Origin of the sequence: Salmonella sp. NW177 (assembly GCF_051811585.1) — a bacterium.
Taxonomy (GTDB): Bacteria; Pseudomonadota; Gammaproteobacteria; order Enterobacterales; family Enterobacteriaceae; genus Salmonella; species Salmonella enterica.
In genome coordinates, this window is sequence record NZ_JAMMZV010000006.1 from 315362 (window position 1) to 337234 (window position 21873).

At 52.3% G+C, this 21873-nt stretch carries 19 protein-coding genes; 10 read left to right on the top strand and 9 right to left on the bottom strand.

Annotation, left to right across the window (positions count from 1 at the left end; all coding sequences use genetic code 11):
• Positions 1–12 precede the first annotated feature (12 nt).
• Entirely contained in the window at positions 13–951 is a 939-nt protein-coding gene (locus NA986_RS18205; protein WP_000976561.1) for an MBL fold metallo-hydrolase, read from the top strand.
• Positions 952–1358: 407 nt separating this feature from the next.
• On the opposite strand, the gene NA986_RS18210 is transcribed toward NA986_RS18205, so the two are convergent.
• The 3 genes from NA986_RS18210 to cbpA form a co-directional block, all read right to left on the bottom strand.
• On the bottom strand, positions 1359–1721 hold the full coding sequence (locus tag NA986_RS18210) for an anti-adapter protein IraM (RefSeq protein ID WP_001537781.1): 363 nt from the start codon (positions 1719–1721) through the stop codon (positions 1359–1361).
• Positions 1722–2374: 653 nt separating this feature from the next.
• On the bottom strand, positions 2375–2680 hold the full coding sequence (cbpM, locus tag NA986_RS18215; RefSeq protein ID WP_001284251.1) for a chaperone modulator CbpM: 306 nt from the start codon (positions 2678–2680) through the stop codon (positions 2375–2377).
• Positions 2680–3600: a curved DNA-binding protein gene (gene cbpA / locus NA986_RS18220; protein ID WP_000420603.1), complete on the bottom strand. Its 921-nt coding sequence runs from the start codon at positions 3598–3600 to the stop codon at positions 2680–2682. The genes cbpM and cbpA overlap by 1 nt, the downstream gene beginning before the upstream one ends.
• A gap of 235 nt (positions 3601–3835) precedes the next feature.
• On the opposite strand from cbpA, the gene NA986_RS18225 reads away from it, so the two are divergent.
• From NA986_RS18225 to agp, 5 genes are all read left to right on the top strand, one after another.
• On the top strand, positions 3836–4198 hold the full coding sequence (locus NA986_RS18225; RefSeq protein ID WP_001118902.1) for a copper resistance protein: 363 nt from the start codon (positions 3836–3838) through the stop codon (positions 4196–4198).
• A 48-nt stretch (positions 4199–4246) separates the two neighbouring features.
• Positions 4247–6133 (top strand): protein-disulfide reductase DsbD family protein, encoded by a 1887-nt coding sequence (locus NA986_RS18230; RefSeq protein WP_023216406.1) that lies wholly within the window; start codon positions 4247–4249, stop codon positions 6131–6133.
• On the top strand, positions 6130–6753 hold the full coding sequence (locus tag NA986_RS18235) for a DsbA family protein (RefSeq protein ID WP_000876681.1): 624 nt from the start codon (positions 6130–6132) through the stop codon (positions 6751–6753). Before NA986_RS18230 ends, NA986_RS18235 begins: the two co-directional genes overlap by 4 nt.
• Entirely contained in the window at positions 6743–7249 is a 507-nt protein-coding gene (locus NA986_RS18240) for a protein disulfide oxidoreductase (protein ID WP_023216407.1), read from the top strand. Before NA986_RS18235 ends, NA986_RS18240 begins: the two co-directional genes overlap by 11 nt.
• A 132-nt stretch (positions 7250–7381) precedes the next feature.
• The gene (gene agp / locus NA986_RS18245) at positions 7382–8623 is read left to right on the top strand and encodes a bifunctional glucose-1-phosphatase/inositol phosphatase (protein WP_023216408.1); all 1242 of its coding nucleotides are present in this window, start codon (positions 7382–7384) and stop codon (positions 8621–8623) included.
• A gap of 33 nt (positions 8624–8656) precedes the next feature.
• Here agp and NA986_RS18250 read toward each other — a convergent pair whose 3' ends face one another.
• Positions 8657–8884 (bottom strand): YccJ family protein, encoded by a 228-nt coding sequence (locus NA986_RS18250; RefSeq protein ID WP_001143125.1) that lies wholly within the window; start codon positions 8882–8884, stop codon positions 8657–8659.
• 20 nt (positions 8885–8904) lie between these two features.
• The gene (gene wrbA / locus NA986_RS18255; protein WP_001062898.1) at positions 8905–9501 is read right to left on the bottom strand and encodes an NAD(P)H:quinone oxidoreductase; all 597 of its coding nucleotides are present in this window, start codon (positions 9499–9501) and stop codon (positions 8905–8907) included.
• Positions 9502–9885: 384 nt separating this feature from the next.
• Here wrbA and NA986_RS18260 point away from each other — a divergent pair, with 384 nt between their 5' ends.
• Positions 9886–10053 carry a general stress protein gene (locus NA986_RS18260; RefSeq protein WP_001273663.1) on the top strand — a complete coding sequence of 56 codons (168 nt, stop codon included), beginning with the start codon at positions 9886–9888 and terminating at the stop codon, positions 10051–10053.
• Between the two features lie 136 nt (positions 10054–10189).
• Complete coding sequence (gene rutR / locus NA986_RS18265; RefSeq protein WP_023216409.1) at positions 10190–10828, top strand: HTH-type transcriptional regulator RutR; 639 nt, start codon at positions 10190–10192, stop codon at positions 10826–10828.
• Here the strand turns inward: rutR and NA986_RS18270 are convergent.
• Together NA986_RS18270 and putA are read right to left on the bottom strand one after the other, a co-directional pair.
• Positions 10825–11220: a lysozyme inhibitor LprI family protein gene (locus NA986_RS18270; protein WP_000821059.1), complete on the bottom strand. Its 396-nt coding sequence runs from the start codon at positions 11218–11220 to the stop codon at positions 10825–10827. The genes rutR and NA986_RS18270 overlap by 4 nt on opposite strands.
• A 58-nt stretch (positions 11221–11278) precedes the next feature.
• Positions 11279–15241 carry a trifunctional transcriptional regulator/proline dehydrogenase/L-glutamate gamma-semialdehyde dehydrogenase gene (putA, locus tag NA986_RS18275; RefSeq protein ID WP_023216410.1) on the bottom strand — a complete coding sequence of 1321 codons (3963 nt, stop codon included), beginning with the start codon at positions 15239–15241 and terminating at the stop codon, positions 11279–11281.
• Positions 15242–15662: 421 nt separating this feature from the next.
• Between putA and putP the strand changes: the two genes are divergently transcribed.
• Together putP and phoH are read left to right on the top strand one after the other, a co-directional pair.
• Positions 15663–17171 (top strand): sodium/proline symporter PutP, encoded by a 1509-nt coding sequence (gene putP / locus NA986_RS18280; RefSeq protein WP_001018467.1) that lies wholly within the window; start codon positions 15663–15665, stop codon positions 17169–17171.
• Positions 17172–18063: 892 nt separating this feature from the next.
• Positions 18064–18852, top strand: a complete 789-nt coding sequence (gene phoH / locus NA986_RS18285; protein WP_000533527.1) for a phosphate starvation-inducible protein PhoH — start codon at positions 18064–18066, stop codon at positions 18850–18852.
• A gap of 105 nt (positions 18853–18957) precedes the next feature.
• Here the strand turns inward: phoH and NA986_RS18290 are convergent, their stop codons facing one another.
• Together NA986_RS18290 and NA986_RS18295 are read right to left on the bottom strand one after the other, a co-directional pair.
• On the bottom strand, positions 18958–19839 hold the full coding sequence (locus NA986_RS18290; RefSeq protein WP_023216411.1) for a MurR/RpiR family transcriptional regulator: 882 nt from the start codon (positions 19837–19839) through the stop codon (positions 18958–18960).
• A gap of 285 nt (positions 19840–20124) precedes the next feature.
• Positions 20125–21621, bottom strand: coding sequence for a sodium:solute symporter (locus NA986_RS18295; RefSeq protein WP_023216412.1), 1497 nt, complete (start codon positions 21619–21621; stop codon positions 20125–20127).
• Positions 21622–21873: the final 252 nt, after the last annotated feature.

Below are 21873 nucleotides of genomic sequence, written 5' to 3' on the forward strand. Positions count from 1 at the left end.
AAGAGTAAAAACATGATGAAAAAAAGCGTCGCTATGCTGGCGGTTTGTATGCTGGCGCAAAGCCACCTTGCCATTGCTGCCGGTACTCCTGCGCCTCAAGAGATCAACATTGTTTTACTGGGCACCAAAGGCGGGCCTTCTTTGCTCAATACAGCCAGACTACCGCAAGCGACGGCGCTCACTATCGGCGATAAAATATGGCTGATAGATGCCGGCTACGGCGCCAGTCTGCAACTGGTGAAAAACGGCATTCCACTGCGCAACATCAATACTATTTTGCTCACCCATCTGCACAGCGACCACATACTGGATTATCCTTCCTTGCTGATGAATGCCTGGGCAAGTGGTCTGAAAGACCATACCATACAGGTGTATGGCCCGCCGGGAACCCAGGCGATGACGAAGGCTAGCTGGAAGGTCTTTGACAGGGATATCACGTTACGCATGGAAGAAGAGGGGAAACCCGATCCGCGCAACCTGGTTAAGGCGACCGATATTGGCCAGGGCGTCATCTATAAAGATGAACTGGTCACAATAAGCGCGCTGAAAGTGCCTCATTCCCCTTTCCCGGACGGTGAAGCGTTTGCTTACCGTTTTGATACCCAGGGTAAGCGAATCGTCTTCTCTGGCGATACGTCCTGGTTTCCGCCGCTTGCAACGTTTGCCCAGGGGGCGGATATCCTGGTACATGAGGCGGTACATGTCCCTTCGGTAGCAAAACTGGCTAATAGTATTGGCAACGGAAAAACGCTGGCTGAAGCGATTGCGTCGCATCACACCACGATTGAAGATGTCGGTAAGATTGCTCGCGAGGCCCACGTGAAAAAACTGGTGTTAAGTCATCTGGTGCCTGCGACGGTTGCGGATGACGTCTGGCAACAGGAAGCCATGAAAAATTACCCGGGCCCTGTCATTGTCGGTCATGACAATATGACGATAAGCGTACCGTAAGTATCAGGGCTGGGGTAAACCCACGGGCTGACATGATGTCAGCCTGTTATGCTTTTGGCGATCAGCATGACGCGCAGAGCTTTTGTCTAAAACATTATTTTTTCTAAACACTACTTGCTGATTTTTATGCACAATAAAGGTAAGATGATTGCTCTGGTGAAATATCACTAAATAAGAATGTCACGGATGGAATTTATACAGTGTTAAAAGCAATGCGTTTCTTTGTCTGCCGGCCATCAGTAATATCCTCTGTACCGGCTCCTCATTGCCAAAGTGAAGGTTAGATTAAACGAATCAAAAAATATCCGAACTGTACAATTTTTATATCAAACATATTTAACTGCAAAATACTGCAAACGTGCGCGAATACACTTAATCAGTAGTATGGCTAATGCATACTTTATTTCCTAAACTTTCTTATTATCTATTTGAATATTTCTGGTTAAACCAAATGGACAAACGGATACCAGACACTCGAAAGGATAACTGCAGGCTTCTGGTTTAGGATTGCAGTTACCAGGACAGTGGCTATTTTCTTTAAGCGATTTCCATAGAACAGGATTAAACCTGGTAACGTTGTAAACAGTAACGGGATAAAGTTTATCGTTTATTAAGACCCCCTTATTAAAGGGGATGATAATGCTACCTGGAGGCATGTAAACATCTGCCTGATACCATAAGGTCAATCTAAGATTTTTTAGGCTATGTATGCATGAGAACGACACTCCGGTAGAGGGACTTATAACTGTATCAACGACCTTCCATTCCATTACAGAAACCTTTTAAGTGAAATAGTCAATGGTGTAAATTACATTTTCCGCAAGCCTATTCAGGATAGATGAAAATCTGAGAAACATAACTCGTTGAAAACGATCGTTTTTTATTGACCACTCTATTTATATTGATTTTTTAATAAGTTATTTATTTTATGCTCTTATTTTGTTTACATTCTATTACATTTTTGTATTTTAGGCGTGGTGTAAATATTGGGCGGTAGTGGATGTTATAACGCTCAATTATTAAACTGTAAGTGACTGTTGTATTTCTTATTTATAAATACCGCAACCTGTAAGCGCAGCGGTACATTTTACCCGGCATTGACAGGGAGAAGGTACGTATCAACCAGAGAGTACAAAACAGTGAAAGAATATATTCTTCAGGCAATAAATGATCGCTAACGTGTAAAAATAACCGACGTATCTAAAAAATGTGAACGTGTGGCTGGTCTTTATTTAAACGATGATCTTCGCAATGGCGCATTAATGGCTGACATTGGCGGTTCGTTGATCGGGTTGTGCGCGGTGAAAGGCTATATTTCTTCCGTTGGGGGAAGTATGTCAGAGGCATTCTGGTATTATACCGGGTGCATGTAAATCCGGGGTGGGCAGAAAGCCCACCCTCGGTTTATTGCCTTTATCGTGGATTAGGGATGCGAGATAAAGCGAGAAAGGCGTTGCAGCAGTAACCGGTTTTCTTCGCGCAGCCGTGAATTCTCTTCCAGCAGCGTTAACGCGACCGCGATCCCAGGCCAGTCGAGCGCCAGCTCCTCGCGTAAGCGTAGCGCGCGTTGTACCACGCTCGCTGCGCGATCGTCGAATTGCCAGTCGGCGTTATCGTCTTCGTAAGGCTCAATTACGCCAAGTCCGACGATTTCGTTTAGCTCCTCTTCCGTCACGCCGGTGTGCAAACAAAATTCGGTGATGGTAAAGGTGACAGTGATGTTAGCCATTATGCTTTCCCCCATTGCTGGCGTGGGTCAAAGGACGACTGCGCGTCCGCCAGTTGTTGCCACAGGGCAGCTGTTTTCTCGTCAGGTTTCGGCGGCATAACGATTTTGATGATGGCATAGAGATCGCCAGTGTGCTTTTTACTGGCTAATCCTTTTCCTTTGATACGCAGCCGCTGACCTGCCTGGCTGCCGGGGGGAATGGTCAGCAAAATACGCTCTTTAAGCGTTGGCACAGACACCTTAGCGCCGAGCGCCGCCTCCCATGGGGCAAGCGGAAGGACGACTTCCAGATCCTGATTGACGATATCAAAGAGCGGATGCGGGGCAATATGGATAACGAGCCATAAATCGCCATTAGGTCCGCCGTTTTCCCCCGGCGTGCCCTGGCCTTTCAGTCTGATTCGTTGCCCGTTGCTGACGCCAGCCGGGATTTTCACATTCAATGTTTTGGGAATTTCCCGCTCCACCAGGCCGAACGCGTTATAAACGGGGACGGAATAGCTAATCGTACGCTGGTGCTCTTCCAGCGTTTCTTCCAGGAATACCGCCACTTCAATTTCGATATCATGACCGCGTGCGGCGTGGCGGTGGTGCGAATGGCGACCGTGCTGACCAAAAATAGACGAGAAAATATCATCAAAATCTTCGGCGTTATACGGCTGGCCTTCGTGTTGCTGGAACTGGCGATTAAATTGTGGATCGTTACGGTGTTGCCATAACTGGTCATACTCGGCGCGCCGTTGCTCATCACTCAGCACTTCCCATGCTTCAGCAACCTCTTTGAAACGGGCTTCGGCATCGGGCTCTTTGCTGACATCTGGATGGTACTTGCGGGCCAGTCGGCGATAGGCGGTCTTAATCGTCTTGAGATCGTCCGTCGGTTTCACGCCCATAATGGCGTAATAATCCTTAAGTTCCATAGCATCATCTCGCTAAATCAATACATACAGAAGGGACCCCAAAAAGGTTTCTCCACTAAGTGTAGGGTAAACCTGAAAAGTGCGTATGAAAACACCAGTTATATCATTAGTAAGAATAAATTACGTTGTTCGACTATCAGAAGGTTGCGCAGCGCGCCGACATAACTTTACAGGGGAAAGGTTGCCAAAACCGCGCCAGTGGCTAAGATAACTCGCGTTAAACAGTGAGGGCGCAATGGCGAAACAACAACGGATGGGCTGGTGGTTTCTTTGCCTTGCATGTGTCGTGGTAATGGTTTGTACCGCGCAACGCATGGCGGGCCTGCACGCCTTGCAGATGCAGGCGACGGCCTCTGCTGCGGTGGTCAGCGCTCCCTCCTCGACAGATGACGGCTCGCCGGTCACTCCCTGTGAATTAAGCGCCAAGTCGCTGCTGGCGGCGCCTCCGGTACTCTTTGAAGGCGCTATCCTTGCGCTTTGTCTACTGCTTTCCTTACTGGCGCCTGTCCGGGTCATGCGCCTGCCGTTTTCGCCTCCACGGGCTATTTCGCCGCCCACATTACGGGTACATCTACGATTTTGTGTCTTCCGTGAATGACAGACCGGTTATTGCTAACGGTTAATTACTCATTCACGGAGAAAAAATATGATGATTTTGTTCAGGCGGATACTGTTCTGCCTGTTATGGCTTTGGCTGCCCGTCTCCTGGGCGGCGGAAAGCGGCTGGCTGCGTTCGCCCGATAACGACCATGCCAGCATACGGCTACGTGCCGATACGTCCGCTAACGGTGAGACCCGGCTGTTGCTGGATGTCAAACTGGAAAACGGCTGGAAAACCTACTGGCGCGCGCCGGGGGAAGGGGGCGTGGCACCCTCTATCGCCTGGAAAGGCGACATGCCTGAGGTAAGCTGGTTCTGGCCAACCCCCTCGCGCTTTGATGTGGCGAATATCACCACCCAGGGATATCACGACGAGGTGACCTTTCCGATGATCGTGCGCGGTACGCCGCCCGCGACCTTGAGCGGTGTGTTGACGTTATCAACCTGCAGCAATGTTTGTCTGTTGACCGATTACCCCTTTTCCGTGACGCCCACTGTGCAGAATGCCGATTTTGCCCATGACTATGCGCGGGCGATGGGTAAAGTTCCGCTCCGCAGTGGGCTAACGGACTCGCTTGAGGTCGGCTATCGCCCGGGAGAACTGGTGGTCACTGCTACGCGAGCGGCGGGCTGGTCATCGCCCGGGCTCTATCTTGACACCGTAGATGACGTCGATTTTGCGAAGCCTCGCCTGCGCGTAGAGGGCGACAGGTTACAGGCGACGGTGCCGGTGACGGACAGTTGGGGCGAAAAGGCGCCCGATTTGCGCAACAAATCGCTGACCCTCGTGTTAGCCGATGGCGCTATCGCCCAGGAGAGCACGCAAACCATTGGCGCTGCGCCAGCGCAAACGCCGGACAATGCGGCGCTACCTTTCTGGCAAGTTGTAATGATGGCGCTGATCGGCGGACTGATTCTTAATTTAATGCCCTGCGTACTGCCGGTTCTGGGCATGAAACTTGGCTCTATTTTATTGGTAGAGGAAAAAAGCCGCTCTCACATCAGGCGACAATTTTTGGCTTCGGTCGCCGGTATCATTGCGTCATTTATGGCGCTGGCGGCGTTTATGACCCTCCTTCGCCTGTCAAACCATGCGCTGGCCTGGGGAGTCCAGTTCCAGAATGCATGGTTTATTGGTTTTATGGCGCTGGTTATGTTGTTGTTTAGCGCCAGCCTGTTCGGGCTTTTTGAGTTCAGGCTTCCCTCATCTATGACCACGAAACTGGCCACTTACGGCGGTAACGGTATGTCGGGACATTTCTGGCAGGGGGCATTCGCCACGCTGCTGGCGACGCCTTGTAGCGCGCCGTTTCTGGGCACGGCGGTCGCGGTGGCGCTCACGGCGTCGCTGCCGACGCTGTGGGGGCTGTTCCTTGCGCTTGGCCTGGGAATGAGCGCGCCGTGGCTACTGGTCGCGATACGACCAGGGCTTGCGCTACGTTTACCGCGCCCCGGGCGCTGGATGAATGTCCTGCGCAGGATCCTCGGTCTGATGATGCTGGGGTCGGCTATCTGGCTGGCGACGTTACTCCTGCCGCATTTCGGCTTCACTGCGTCAAAGAGCGCGCAAGACACGGTTCAGTGGCAACCGTTGAGTGAACAGGCAATCCAGTCGGCGCTGGCGCAGCATAAGCGGGTATTTGTCGATGTCACTGCGGACTGGTGTATTACCTGTAAAGTGAATAAATACAACGTCCTGCAAAAAGAGGATGTGCAGGCCGCCTTGCAACAGCCGGATGTTGTGGCGCTGCGGGGAGACTGGACGCTGCCGTCCGATGCTATTACAGATTTTCTGAAAACGCGTGGCCAGGTCGCCGTGCCGTTTAATCAGGTATATGGCCCCGGCTTGCCGGAAGGGGAGGCATTGCCCACTTTGCTGACCCGCGATGCGGTATTACAAACGTTGAAAAAAGCGAAAGGAATAACCCAATGAAATACATGATTGTTTTACTGCTGGCGCTGTTTTCAACGCTGAGCATCGCGCAAGAAACCGCCCCTTTTACGCCGGATCAGGAAAAGCAGATTGAAAATCTGATCCATGCGGCGTTGTTTAACGATCCTGCCAGCCCGCGGATAGGCGCTAAACACCCTAAGCTGACGCTGGTGAACTTTACGGATTACAACTGCCCGTACTGCAAACAGCTCGATCCGATGCTGGAAAAGATTGTGCAGAAATATCCTGACGTTGCGGTCATTATTAAACCGCTGCCATTCAAAGGAGAGAGTTCCATACTGGCGGCGCGTATTGCGCTGACCACCTGGCGCGATCATCCGCAACAGTTCCTCGCGCTACATGAAAAACTTATGCAAAAGCGCGGTTACCATACGGATGACAGTATTAAACAGGCCCAGCAGAAAGCAGGGGCGACGCCAGTGACTCTGGATGAAAAAAGCATGGAAACGATACGCACTAATTTGCAGTTGGCAAGGCTGGTCGGCGTGCAAGGAACGCCAGCGACGATCATTGGCGACGAGCTGATTCCGGGCGCGGTGCCCTGGGATACGCTGGAAGCGGTGGTGAAAGAAAAACTGGCGGCTGCCAATGGCGGGTAAACTGCGGCGTTGGCTGCGTGAAGCCGCGGTTTTTCTGGCGCTCCTCATCACGATAATGGTGGTCATGGACGTCTGGCGCGCGCCGCAGGCGCCTCCGGCGTTTGCCACGACACCATTACATACGCTGACGGGAGAGTCGACAACTCTGGCGACATTGAGCGAAGAACGCCCCGTACTGCTCTATTTTTGGGCCAGCTGGTGCGGGGTATGCCGCTTTACTACGCCTGCGGTCGCTCGCCTGGCGGCGGAAGGGGAAAACGTCATGACCGTTGCGCTCCGCTCCGGCGATGACGCTGAGGTTGCCCGCTGGCTGGCGCGCAAGGGCGTTGACTTCCCGGTCATCAATGATGCTAACGGCGCCTTATCCGCTGGATGGGAAATCAGCGTGACGCCAACGCTGGTGGTGGTTTCACAAGGTCGGGTTGTGTTCACCACCAGCGGCTGGACCAGCTATTGGGGCATGAAGCTTCGGCTGTGGTGGGCAAAAACGTTCTGAATATGCGCCGGGGTTTCCCGGCGCTAACGCGTTTACTGTAAGAAAAACCCCCGTTTTGCGAAATCGTTCCCGGAAAAATGATCCATTTCTGTCACACTCAGAACGATTTGATAACAACAAGAGGTCATAGGGATGAAAAAATCATTACTCGCTGTTGCTGTGGCAGGGGCTGTTTTGTTGTCATCCGCCGTACAGGCGCAGACAACGCCGGAGGGTTATCAATTACAACAGGTGCTGATGATGAGCCGCCATAATCTGCGGGCGCCGCTGGCGAATAATGGCAGCGTACTGGCGCAGTCGACGCCGAACGCCTGGCCGGCGTGGGACGTTCCCGGCGGGCAACTGACGACGAAAGGCGGCGTGCTGGAAGTCTATATGGGACACTACACACGTGAATGGCTGGTCGCGCAGGGGCTGATACCGTCGGGAGAATGTCCGGCGCCCGACACGGTATATGCCTATGCGAATAGTTTGCAGCGCACCGTCGCCACCGCGCAATTTTTCATTACCGGCGCTTTCCCCGGCTGTGATATTCCTGTTCATCATCAGGAAAAAATGGGCACTATGGACCCTACCTTCAATCCGGTAATTACCGATGATTCCGCCGCGTTCCGGCAACAGGCCGTACAGGCGATGGAAAAGGCGCGTAGTCAGCTACATCTTGATGAGAGTTATAAACTGCTTGAGCAGATAACGCATTATCAGGACTCGCCGTCCTGCAAAGAGAAGCATCAGTGTTCGCTAATCGACGCGAAAGATACCTTCAGCGCGAACTATCAGCAAGAGCCTGGCGTGCAGGGGCCGCTTAAAGTAGGGAACTCGCTGGTGGATGCGTTTACCCTGCAATATTACGAAGGGTTTCCGATGGTTCAGGTCGCCTGGGGCGGGATCCACACCGATCGGCAGTGGAAGGTGCTGTCAAAACTGAAAAACGGCTATCAGGACAGCCTGTTTACCTCACCCACGGTGGCGCGCAATGTCGCTGCGCCGCTGGTGAAATATATCGATAAGGTGCTGGTTGCCGATCGCGTTAGCGCGCCAAAGGTTACCGTGCTGGTGGGGCATGACTCCAATATCGCGTCGCTGCTGACGGCGCTGGATTTTAAACCCTATCAGCTCCATGACCAGTATGAGAGAACGCCGATTGGCGGCCAGCTTGTCTTCCAACGCTGGCATGACGGCAACGTTAACCGGGATTTGATGAAAATCGAGTATGTCTACCAGAGCGCCCGGCAGTTACGTAACGCGGAAGCGTTAACGCTCAAATCGCCCGCACAAAGGGTAACCCTAGAACTGAAAGGATGTCCGGTGGATGCGAACGGCTTCTGTCCGCTGGATAAGTTCGATAACGTCATGAACACTGCTGCAAAATAGCCATATGCCCCCGCGCAGGCGGGGGCGTTTGTGTTATACGTTTTTACGTTCGATGATTTGTTCGCCCCAGAAGAGCGAGTCTTTGTCCGTTTTCTCAAAGGCTTTGATCAGCACCTCATCGCTACCTTCTTCCCATATTTTTTCTGCCAGTTTCTCGTCATAGTGAGCGACTTCAAAAATGGCTTCGGCAATTTCCGGCGACGTATTACGCAGGCTTGCCCATTCGCCGACGCGGTGCGCTTTTGCTTCTTGAGTTGGCATTCGAATCCTCCTGTTGAAGATTAGCCGTTGAGTTTGACTGCCAGACCGGCGACGTATTCCCCCTGATAGCGAGCGATAGAGAGTTCCTCCTGGCTTGGTTGACGTGAACCGTCGCCTCCGGCGATAGTCGTTGCGCCGTAAGGCGTGCCGCCGCGAACCTGGGAGACGTCAAACAGTTCCTGTGCGGCATAGCCTATCGGGACAATCACCATCCCATGATGGGCAAGCGTAGTCCAGGTCGAGGTGATGGTCTGCTCCTGGCCGCCGCCCGTTCCGGTAGAACTGAACACGCTGCCGAGCTTGCCGTATAGCGCGCCGGATGCCCACAGTCCGCCGGTTTGATCCAGGAAGGTACGCATCTGGCCTGACATATTGCCAAACCGGGTTGGCGTACCAAAAATAATGGCATCGTAATCCGCCAGCTCCTGTGGGGTGGCAACCGGTGCGTTTTGTGTTTTACCGCCAGCTTTTGCGAAGATTTCAGGCGGCATTGTTTCTGGCACACGCTTTATAATGACCTCTGCGCCGTCGACTTTCTTTGCCCCTTCCGCCACCGCATGCGCCATGGTTTCAATGTGTCCGTACATGGAATAATAGAGCACCAGAATCTTTGCCATTTGTACTACTCCTCAGATTAATCAGGTGTGTAGCGATTCGCTACGTCTATTTAAAGATATGCTCTCCTGTGAAGAGTGCAAATTTCAGCGCCATTTCTTTGATTTATAACAATAATTAATTTGGCGACCTTTGTTGCAAAATGATACATTTTTAAGCGCTTTGATTTTCCCAAATATAAGAATAACTTATTTATTTCTTATGGTTATTATTCTGCGTATTCGGCTTCCAATGTTGCAGAATATTTCGGTAAGCGGCCTACCACGACGTTTTTCACTATGCTTAATGTTACGCGGCGTTACTGATGATATCGTTCATACGCTGCGCGAGGAGATACTCCTCATTACCTATGCAATATGATGTCTAATCTATGACGGAGGTCAGTAATGGCAAACCATCGTGGCGGTTCCGGTAATTTTGCGGAAGACCGCGAAAGAGCATCAGAAGCAGGTCGTAAAGGTGGTCAGCACAGCGGGGGCAATTTTAAGAATGACCCGCAGCGTGCATCCGAAGCAGGCAAAAAAGGGGGCAAAAGCAGTAACCGTAATAGCTAGCCTGCGTCACAACAGCAAGACGCTGAGCGTTTCACGCTAAAAAGCGTCATGCGCCACCGCCGCCGGATTTCCGGCGGTTTTTTTGTTTATAAGCCGGATTTGGTATGCTTGCGTCCTGACAAAAAGGAGAGGGCGCATGTCGCAACGCACAGAGAAAAAAATCGGGAAACGCTCGCAGGCCACCGGTGCAAAACGGCAGCTTATCTTAACCGCCGCGCTTGCTGTTTTTTCCCAGTATGGTATCCATGGCGCGCGTCTTGAGCAGGTCGCCGAGCGGGCAGGCGTCTCCAAAACCAATCTGCTTTATTATTATCCTTCGAAAGAGGCGCTGTATGTCGCGGTAATGCGACAGATCCTGGATGTCTGGCTGGCGCCGCTCAAGGCGTTTCGCGCAGAATTTTCCCCTCTGGAGGCCATCAAAGAGTATATCCGTCTCAAGCTGGAGGTTTCGCGTGATTATCCGCAGGCGTCGCGGCTCTTCTGCATGGAGATGCTGACGGGTGCGCCGCTCTTAATGGAGGAACTGACCGGCGATCTAAAAGCGTTGATAGATGAAAAATCCGCGCTGATTGCCGGATGGGTGCACAGCGGGAAACTGGCGCCCATTTCTCCGCACCATTTGATCTTCATGATTTGGGCCGCCACGCAACATTACGCCGATTTTGCCCCTCAGGTTGAGGCGGTAACCGGCGCGACGCTTCGCGATGAAGCCTTTTTTAACCAAACGGTCGAAAGCGTTCAGCGCATTATTATTGAAGGGATTCGCGTGCGTTAACCGGCTGGCGGCAGTGGGCAGCTCAAATCCCCCTCTTCACATTGCAGCAGCGAGGCTAAAAACGCTTCGCGTTCGTTCGTTTTATCGGTCAGGCACTGGCTGGCGATCATGGGTTGCACGCTGCCGCCCTCCGTACCTGAGCGAATCAGAGCGCAATCGGCGTCCCGCAGGGCAATCCAGGCCACCTGTGCTTTTTGCAACAGCTCACGCTGCGGCGGTTGCGCACGCTTAATCGCGCTTTGATAGGTTTCGTTCAGCTTTTTATCTGCCGCCTGGTATTGCGCGGCGGCGCAGCGATTCATTTCCAGCTGCGTACTGGCGCTGGCACACTCATCGGCCAACGCCTGACTGCTGAACAACAACGCCGCGCAGGTAAGGAAAATTCGTTTCATACGCTCCTCTGACGCGAGTAAAAAGGCTCCATTGACGGAGCCTTAATTAACCACAGTATTAGCCAATTGTCATCAGGCTGGCATTACCGCCAGCGGCGGCAGTGTTTACGCTCAGCGAACGTTCAATATAGAGCCGTTCCAGCAGTATATTGCTTTCGCCGCGGGCGAACCCCTGTACCGACACTATCGCGCCTTCGCGGGCGGCGACGGCTTCGCACACGGTTCGCAGCTTGTCGGAGTCGCCGTGGAAAATCACCGCGTCAAACGGCTGCGCCATCAGCGTTTCCGCTTTCGCAAACTGGACACGCGCCGCAACGGCGGCGGGGAGACGTTTCGCCAGATCGCGGTGGAAGGCGTCGTCTGACCATAGCGCCTGACTGCCGACGGCGAGAACGGCGGCAAGCTGCGTCAACGCATCCTGTTCATCATCAGCCAGGCATAATACCCGTTCACGCGGCAACAGCGTCCAGGTATTGCGCTCGCCGGTCGGCCCCGGTAGCAGGCGCTGCGTGCCGGCCTGCGCCAGATCGGCGAATTGTCGGCAGAGCGTCTGTAGCGCCGGACGATCCGCCGCCCATTGCGTCAGGGCGGTCAACGGCGCGAGTAGCGTGGTTTTAAGCTGCGCATCCACCGGGTAACGCGCATCCTGACGAGTCAGCGTCGTATTGAGCGCATTGGGCGGGCGGTGTGCCAGCAGGCGGTAGAGATAGAGCGGTCCTCCCGCTTTTGGCCCGGTGCCGGACAGTCCTTCGCCGCCAAACGGCTGGACGCCGACGACCGCGCCCACCATATTACGGTTAACGTACAGGTTGCCGACATGGGCGGAACCGGTGACTTGCGCAATGGTTTCATCAATACGGGTATGTACGCCCAGCGTTAGCCCGTAGCCGGAAGCGTTAATCTGTTCGATAAGCTCCGCCAGTTGGTTACGGTTATAACGCACGACGTGCAGCACGGGCCCGAAGACCTCTTTTTCCAGTTCTGCGAAGTTTTCCAGCTCAATAAGCGTGGGCATAACAAACGTACCGGTCTGCCATTCCTGCGCGTCATCGCTGTTTTCACGCGCGGCCTGGAAAACCGGGCGGCCTTTGGCGCGCATCGTCTGGATATGACGCTCAATGTTGGCTTTGGCCTCGCTATCGATCACCGGCCCGATATCGGTCGTCAGACGGCCTGGATTCCCCATCCGACACTCCGCCATCGCGCCGCGTAACATTTTCAGCGTATGTTCGGCGATATCGTCCTGCAAACACAGCACGCGGAGCGCGGAACAGCGTTGTCCGGCGCTGTCGAAAGCGGAAGCCAGCACATCCACGACCACCTGCTCGGTGAGCGCGGAAGAGTCGACAATCATAGCGTTCATACCGCCGGTTTCCGCAATCAAAGGAATAGGGCGGCCCTGGGCGTCAAGACGCGTGGCGATGTTGCGCTGCAACAACGTCGCGACCTCCGTGGAACCGGTAAACATCACGCCGCGTACACGCGCATCGGCGGTAAGCTGGGCGCCGACGGTTTCTCCCCGTCCCGGCAACAGTTGCACGACGCCCGGCGGTACGCCCGCTTCCAGCAAAATGGCAATGCCCTGGGCGGCAATCAGCGATGTCTGCTCTGCCGGTTTCGCCAGAACGCTGTTACCTGCCGCCAGCGCGGCGGCGATTTGGCCGGTGAAAATGGCCAGCGGGAAGTTCCACGGACTGATACAGACCACCGGCCCTAACGGGCGATGCGTTTCGTTATCGAAATCGTCACGCACTTGACCGGCATAATAATGGAGGAAGTCTACCGCTTCGCGCACTTCGGCAATGGCGTTGCTGAACGTTTTCCCCGCTTCACGCACCAACAGGCCAATCAACTGCTGCATTTGGTCTTCCATCAATACCGCCGCCCGCTGCAAAATGGCGGCGCGTTCTTGCGGCGGCGTCGCAAACCAAACCGGCGCCTGATTGACCGCGTTTTGCAATGCCTGTTCAACCTCGCTTTCTGTCGCTTCGCGTCCCCAGCCGACAATATCTTTCGGTTCCGCCGGGTTGATAACCGGCGTCATCTCACCGTCGGCCACCGGTTGTTCCAGCACAGGTTTGGCCTGCCATTTCTGCATGGCGTTGCTTAACAGGGCAGAAGAAAGCGAGGCGAGGCGATGTTCATTCGCTAAATCAAGTCCGGCGGAGTTTATCCGACCTTCGCCGTACAGATCGCGCGGCAGCGGAATTTTCGGATGCGGTATGCCAGCCTGACCTTCCTGCTGCGCCAGTTTTTCCACGGCCTCGACCGGGTCGGCCACCAGTTCATCGAGCGGTAGGGTGGCATCGGCGATGCGGTTGACAAAAGAGGTGTTGGCGCCGTTTTCCAGCAGGCGTCGTACCAGATAGGCCAGCAGGGTTTCGTGTGTTCCCACCGGCGCGTAAATACGGCAGGGACGGTTAAGTTTTCCGTCCGCTACTTTACCGGTGACCTGTTCATACAGCGGTTCGCCCATGCCGTGCAGGCACTGGAATTCGTACTGACCCGGATAGTAATTTTGCCCGGCCAGATGATAAATCGCCGCCAGTGTGTGAGCGTTATGGGTCGCGAACTGCGGGTAGATCAGATTAGGTACGGCGAGCAGTTTTTTCGCGCAGGCCAGATAAGAGACATCGGTATACACTTTGCGGGTATAAACCGGATAGCCTTCCAGCCCTTCCATTTGCGCGCGTTTGATCTCGCTATCCCAGTAGGCGCCTTTCACCAGACGAATCATCAGCCGACGGCGGGTACGGGAGGCCAGATCGACTAAATAATCAATGACCAGCGGGCAGCGTTTCTGGTAAGCCTGGATCACAAAGCCAATGCCGTTCCAGCCCGCCAGTTCGGGTTCGAAGCAGAGTTTTTCCAGCAGATCGAGCGAGATCTCCAGACGATCCGCCTCTTCGGCGTCGATATTGAGACCGATATCATACTGGCGCGCCAGCAGCGTCAGGGATTTCAGGCGCGGATAAAGCTCCTCCATTACCCGATCGTATTGCGCGCGACTATAGCGTGGATGCAGGGCGGACAGCTTAATCGAGATGCCTGGCCCTTCGTAAATACCGCGACCGTTAGACGCTTTGCCGATGGCATGAATCGCTTGCTGGTAAGAGACCATATAGGCCTGCGCATCGGCGGCGGTTAACGCGGCTTCGCCCAGCATATCGTAAGAATAGCGGAACCCTTTCTCTTCCAGTTTTCGGGCATTCGCCAGCGCCTGAGCAATGGTTTCGCCAGTCACGAACTGCTCGCCCATTAAACGCATCGCCATGTCGACGCCTTTGCGGATTAACGGTTCGCCGCTCTTGCCGATAATGCGGTTCAGCGAGCGCGAAAGATTGGCTTCGTTATGCGTTGAGACCAGTCGGCCGGTAAAGAGCAGCCCCCAGGTGGCGGCGTTTACAAACAGCGACGGGCTACGGCCAATATGCGACTGCCAGTTGCCATTACTGATTTTGTCGCGAATTAACGCATCGCGCGTAGCTTTGTCGGGAATACGCAGCAGCGCTTCCGCCAGACACATCAGCGCAACGCCTTCTTGCGAAGAGAGGGAAAACTCCTGCAACAGGCCTTGCACCATACCCGCGCGACCGCTGGCGGATTTTTGATTGCGCAATTTCTCCGCCAGTTGATACGCCAGTTTATGCGCCTGCTCAGCGACAGGCGGCGACAGGCGCGCCTGTTCCATTAGCATTGACACCACATCGGTTTCCGGGCGGCGCCAGGCGGCGGTGATGGCGGCGCGAGAGACGGATTGGGGAAGAATCTGTTCGGCAAACTCCAGAAAGGGCTGATGCGGCTCATCCTGCGGCGCGACCGGCTCCTCGCTTTCATTTGCCGCGCCGGCAAACAGCGCAGGTAGCTCCGGTAGCGTATCGCTATTTTCCAGCTTGTCCAGATAGCTAAAGATTGCCTGTTTTATTAACCAGTGCGGCGTGCGATCGATACGCGACGCGGCCATTTTGATCCGTTCGCGCGTGGCGTCGTCCAGCTTAACCCCCATCGTGGTGGTTCCCATACCCTCTACTCCTGTTATTCGCTCTGTCTGCTAACCAATAGTTAGCGGAAAATATCCACTATGTTGCAACTTTGTGCAACCGCGTTAAATGTGACCTGCGTTGCAAGCTTAAAAATGAATAAATTGTTAAAAAAAGAAAGAGGGAGTCTGACGGGGAAAACCATCTGGATTTATTTTCTCTGCGGTAGTTAACACTTTTAAAAGGTGCAACCGCAAAAAATGTGAGAGAGTGCAACCTGGAGAAAAATAGTATCCCTCTGCAATCAAATTTGATGTAAATGGTGTGTTAAATCGATTGTGAATAACCACCGCTTCCGGCAGGATACGGTCGCCCTGGTAAACATAACACCCTTGCCACGTTCCGGCAGGGTACAAAACGGCACGCTACGGTAGTGCCAATAAATAAATTTGGAGAACCTTGATGGCTATTAGCACACCGATGTTGGTGACATTCTGTGTCTATATTTTTGGCATGATATTGATTGGGTTTATCGCCTGGCGCTCAACCAAAAACTTTGATGACTATATTCTTGGCGGTCGCAGCCTGGGGCCGTTTGTTACGGCTTTATCAGCCGGCGCGTCGGATATGAGCGGCTGGCTGTTAATGGGGCTGCCTGGCGCTATTTTTCTGTCGGGGATCTCTGAAAGCTGGATCGCCATTGGCCTGACGTTAGGCGCATGGATTAACTGGAAGCTGGTGGCCGGGCGCCTGCGCGTGCATACCGAATTTAACAATAACGCGCTCACGCTACCGGACTATTTTACCGGTCGGTTTGAAGATAAGAGCCGAGTCCTGCGTATTATTTCCGCGCTGGTCATTCTGCTGTTTTTCACTATCTATTGCGCATCAGGTATTGTCGCTGGGGCACGACTGTTCGAAAGCACCTTCGGTATGAGCTATGAAACCGCACTGTGGGCGGGGGCCGCGGCAACCATTATTTATACCTTTATCGGCGGGTTTCTTGCCGTTAGCTGGACGGATACCGTTCAGGCCAGCCTGATGATTTTTGCGTTAATCCTGACGCCGGTGATGGTTATTGTCGGCGTAGGCGGTTTTAGCGAGTCGCTGGAGGTGATCAAGCAAAAGAGCATCGAGAATGTCGACATGCTCAAGGGGCTGAATTTTGTCGCTATTATTTCTCTGATGGGCTGGGGACTGGGTTACTTCGGTCAGCCGCATATCCTGGCGCGCTTTATGGCGGCGGATTCCCATCACAGTATTGTTCATGCGCGTCGTATCAGTATGACCTGGATGATTCTGTGTCTGGCGGGCGCGGTGGCGGTGGGCTTCTTTGGCATTGCGTACTTTAACAATAACCCCGCGCTGGCCGGGGCGGTGAACCAAAACTCAGAGCGCGTATTTATTGAACTGGCGCAGATCCTGTTTAACCCGTGGATTGCCGGTGTTCTGCTGTCTGCTATCCTGGCGGCGGTGATGTCGACGTTGAGCTGTCAGTTGCTGGTATGCTCCAGCGCGATTACGGAAGATTTATATAAGGCTTTTCTGCGTAAAAGCGCCAGCCAGCAAGAGCTGGTATGGGTAGGGCGAGTGATGGTGCTGGTGGTAGCGCTGATCGCCATTGCGCTGGCGGCGAACCCCGATAACCGTGTGCTGGGGCTGGTGAGCTACGCCTGGGCTGGATTCGGCGCGGCATTTGGACCTGTTGTCCTGTTTTCTGTGATGTGGTCGCGTATGACACGTAACGGCGCGCTGGCGGGAATGATTATTGGCGCGGTGACGGTTATCGTCTGGAAACAATATGGCTGGCTGGATCTGTATGAGATCATCCCTGGCTTCATTTTCGGCAGCCTGGGGATCGTAATCTTTAGCCTGCTTGGCAAAGCGCCGACAGCAGCGATGCAGGAACGCTTTGCAAAAGCGGACGCGCATTATCATTCCGCGCCGCCGTCGAAGCTACAGGCGGAATAACCGACATGTCCGATAGCATTATTGCCATCGGACATATTTTACCAGGCGGCGTTATACGCCCGCCTGGTTCTCTGATAAGTCCCGGACCGATTGACTGAAGATGTTCAGGTAAATGAGGACGCACTCTCAAACTATTTTTAGCCCTTGAGCGCCGTTAACGCGGGCGTAATACGTCTCTAGTAATCACTAACTGGCCATATATGAAATCGCCTGTTAATGGTACCAATAGCCTTGACGCAATAGGGTAATGGCAAAAATTAAAACGAGTCAGCGTTACTCGCGTAAGTATGCCGCACAAAATTTTGCATAAATAATGCCGTTTTAGTGATGGGAGAGAGGATACGTTAATTACTCCATTTTAACCTTTTATATGTTGAATATTCAATGGCTTATGGGTAGTTTCACCATTAATACTCGCAGTAGCTAATGATTATCTTTTTTAGTCTCCTGCCGATGAAATAATCGTGTAATCTTTCTGTAAGAGACTGACAATGACGCAATAATGTTTGGTTAATACTTGGTGAATATATTGTTGCATTATTGATGTTTTGTGTTGTACTTAGTAGTAATAGCGGTAGTTCCCCGGCAGTGATGGTCACTCACTATGGAGATCGCGAATGGTAATGTCCGCACCAGGACACATTGTTTACAGTAGTTACAACACCCTGTACGGACATTCTCTCTCCGGTGGTGGTCTTGTCACCTTAAAAGCTCTCATCATTTCTCTTACTGTCCATACCCATGACGTCATATGTGGTGCGCGTAGCCGTGTGTGGCGTCGTTTCAAAAAGCAAGCTAAGGCTTACAAGGAAGCCAACCCTCAGATGTGTGTGCGCATAATCGCGTTCAAGAGAACGCGGGTGATGTATACCTACAACTCAAGGTGCTATCCATGGGAAGACAAAAAGCAGTGATCAAAGCTCGTCGTGAAGCAAAGCGTGTGTTGAGACGAGATTCGCGTAGTCATAAGCAACGTGAAGAAGAATCGGTCACGTCACTGGTACAGATGGGCGGAGTAGAAGCCATTGGCATGGCGCGCGATAGTCGCGATACCTCTCCTGTTAAGGCGCGAAATGAAGCACAGGCGCATTATCTGAACGCTATCGACAGTAAACAGCTTATTTTTGCGACCGGCGAAGCCGGCTGTGGAAAAACATGGATCAGTGCGGCAAAGGCGGCAGAAGCATTGATTCATAAGGACGTCGAGAGGATCATTGTGACGCGTCCGGTATTGCAGGCTGATGAAGATCTTGGTTTTTTGCCCGGTGATATCGCTGAAAAATTCGCGCCTTATTTTCGGCCCGTCTACGATGTCCTGCTTAAACGGTTGGGCGCGTCCTTTATGCAATATTGTTTGCGCCCGGAAATCGGTAAGGTAGAAATTGCCCCGTTCGCCTATATGCGTGGGCGTACTTTTGAAAATGCGGTCGTGATCCTCGACGAGGCGCAAAATGTGACTGCGGCGCAAATGAAAATGTTTTTGACGCGACTAGGCGAAAATGTCACGGTCATTGTCAATGGCGATATTACGCAATGCGACCTGCCGCGCGGCGTGCGTTCCGGGTTGAGCGATGCGTTGGAACGCTTTGAAGAAGATGAAATGGTAGGGATTGTGCATTTCAACAAAGACGACTGCGTGCGCTCGGCGCTTTGTCAGCGAACGCTTCACGCATACAGCTAATATGGCATTGACTTTCAGAGCCCGGGAGACCGGGCTTTGTTGTCTATAAAGCGTCCAGCAGACTCATGGACAAAAAAGGAAAATAACGCCTGTACGTGAAGGGAATTATTTTGTCATGTCCAGGGCATTCATTGTCCGTAATTTGCTTTCTCGGGCCTGTTCCGGCGAGGACTGTACAAGAAGGGTATAGAGCAGGTCAAAGACGAAAAGCTGCGCGGCTTTCGTACCGATCGAGTCACCCTGCAACATTCCTTGCCGATTACCATTGATCAGGCAAAAATCGGCCTCTTCACATAATGGAGAACCCAGATTATGGGTAATGGCGACTGTGGTGGCGCCAGCCTGTCGGGCCAATCGGAGTGAATGCACTGTTTCTGGCGATGTGCCCGAGTGACTGACACCCATCGCGACATCGCCTGCTTTTAATAGCGTAGCCTGCATGTACATAAAATGGTTATTGCTTACCGCATCGCCCCGTAAACCAATACGCATTAGCTTGTGTTTCATATCCAGCGCCGTGATCCCCGATGAGCCCACACCAAAGATATAAACTGAGTGACAGTGACGTATTGCGTCCACGACACCGAGAACCTGTTGCATATCAAGCAGATTTAGCGTTTCAGATAATACATTACTAATGGTGTTCTGCAATTTTAAACCAATGGCGTGGGCATCGTCGGATTCGCTAACTTCGGCATCCAGTAGAGGACTACTGTCATCAGACTCGGTAGTGGCAAGTTCAATGGCCAGGTCCATTTTAAAATCCTGAAAACCTTTATAGCCCAGGGTGCGACAAAAGCGAATAACCGTGGCTTCTCCGGCCTGTGTGTCGCGCGACAAATCGGCAATAGATGACTGTGTCACCTGTCTGGGGAAGGCTAAAATATATTGCGCAATACGCTGGGAGGCACGTGTCAGGCTTTTTTGCATAGCACCCAGAGTGTCAAGGATTTTTCCGGGTTTAAGACGTGGGGGTTGAGGCTCCATATAGTTCCTGCTCTTGAGGGCTGATTGCGGCACAAAGCCTGCAATATCGAACAGAGCAGAGCCTATCAAGTCTGCGGCATGAAAAAAAGCGCGATGTAAGTAAAGGAGGGGGAATATTTACATCGCGTTGCCAACTTATGACAGAACATCACTGGAGAGTAATCTGTTTGCTCTTACGGTGTTTATAGCGCGCCATCTGACGGATGGTTTATATCTGGCCCGGTATTGTCGCCCCGCGCGTTGGCGTCACCGTGTGCTGTGTCGGTATAGCGTGGTATCATGAAATCATAATGTCACCTTTGGCTCAGGTTTTTCATCCAGCGTCAATGGCGGTGCCGAGGCAAATAACGGGGCGAAAATAACGCCGCTGATCACCACGCTTAGCGAGCCAATGACCCCATAAAAGAAGAAGTTAAGGTCAGTGGCATAGCGTGCGCCCAGCACGGTAATGACGCTGATAATAATTCCTAAAACCGCACTCCCGGCATTTGCTCGTTTAAAGAAAATGCCCAGCATGAACAGACCGGTCATTGGCCCTCCCATCAGACCTATCAGACTATTAAATGCATCCCAGATTTCTGATTCATCGGCCATGACCAGCCATACCGAGGCCGCGCTACTTATCAGGCCCGCGACCAGAATAACTAACTTAGCTATTTTCATACGGTTTTCTGGCGTTCTTTTTTTATGACTCAAACGCTGATAGATATCGGAATTAAAACAACTAGAAATGCTGTTTAAGCTGCTGGAGATGCTGGACTGCGCGGCAGCGAAAATAGCGGCGATTATCAACCCTGCAATGCCGACTGGCATTTCGGTGACCACGAATAAGGGCAAAATGCCGCCAGTGTTGAATCCCGTCGGTAATAATTGTGGATGTTGCTGATAGTAGACAAATAATGCCGAGCCGATAGCAAAAAAGAAAACAGGGATCACAGCAACCAGTTTGGCATTTGTAAGTAATGTTTTCTTCGTTTCCTCTATGGAGTCAGTCACGATATAGCGTTGGACCACATCCTGACTGGCAGTAAATTGCTGAATATTGGCAAACAGAAAACCAATCATCAATACAGGTACTGTGCTTTCCGTCCAGCTCCAGTGGAACTGCGTAGCCGGAAAGAATTTATCCGCCTGCTGCGTCACCGTAAAAATTTCACCAATGCCGCCCTGGACTTTGAGACATATCACTATAAAAATCAGTATCGCGCTGCCAGAAAGTAAGAGGCCTTGAATAACATCAGTCCATATTACTCCTTCAATTCCACCCATCCAGGTATAAATGATACACATCACGCTAATCAACAGTACCAAAATCACCGGGTCTATAGCGATGAAGGGGCGCAAGGCCAGCACGGTGAGGAAAGTGATAATGGCGATACGTCCGATATGAAACAACATAAATGACATGCTGGCGAATAGACGGCAGCGCACATCGAACCGTGCTTCGAGATATTCATAGGCTGATGTGACTTTCAATTTCCGAAAAAACGGAATATAGAAATAAAAAACCAGCGGTAAAATTGCGATAGCCAGATACTGACCAATGATAAACGTCCAGTCGGAAGTAAACGCTTTGGCAGGAATTGACATAAATGTAATTGAGCTTAACGTAGTAGCAAATACACTGACCCCAGCCGCCCAACCAGGAACCCGGCCACCACCGCGAAAATAATCGTCTGCTGTTTTTTGCCGTCTGGAAAAATAGACACCGACTAACATCATGGCCAGGAGGTAGCCAAATAATACAAGATAATTAACGATGCCGAAAGAATGTGTAATCATAGTTCTTTCCTGCTTATGGTTTTGAGTAGAGTTGCGGTCATCGTCTGTGTATTTTTATCTTCCCATCATTCAGACGATACGATATTCAGATCAAGTAATAGTTTTTGTTAATCTCAATGACGCTAATCATGAGATGTAAAAGGCAGAGCATTTATGCTCCTGATGCCAAGACGTATGTCCTGCCGGATACCTGAAATAGCAGCTATCCGATATTGTGTTCAAACAGGCTTCAGGCCTGGGGATCGTATTTGC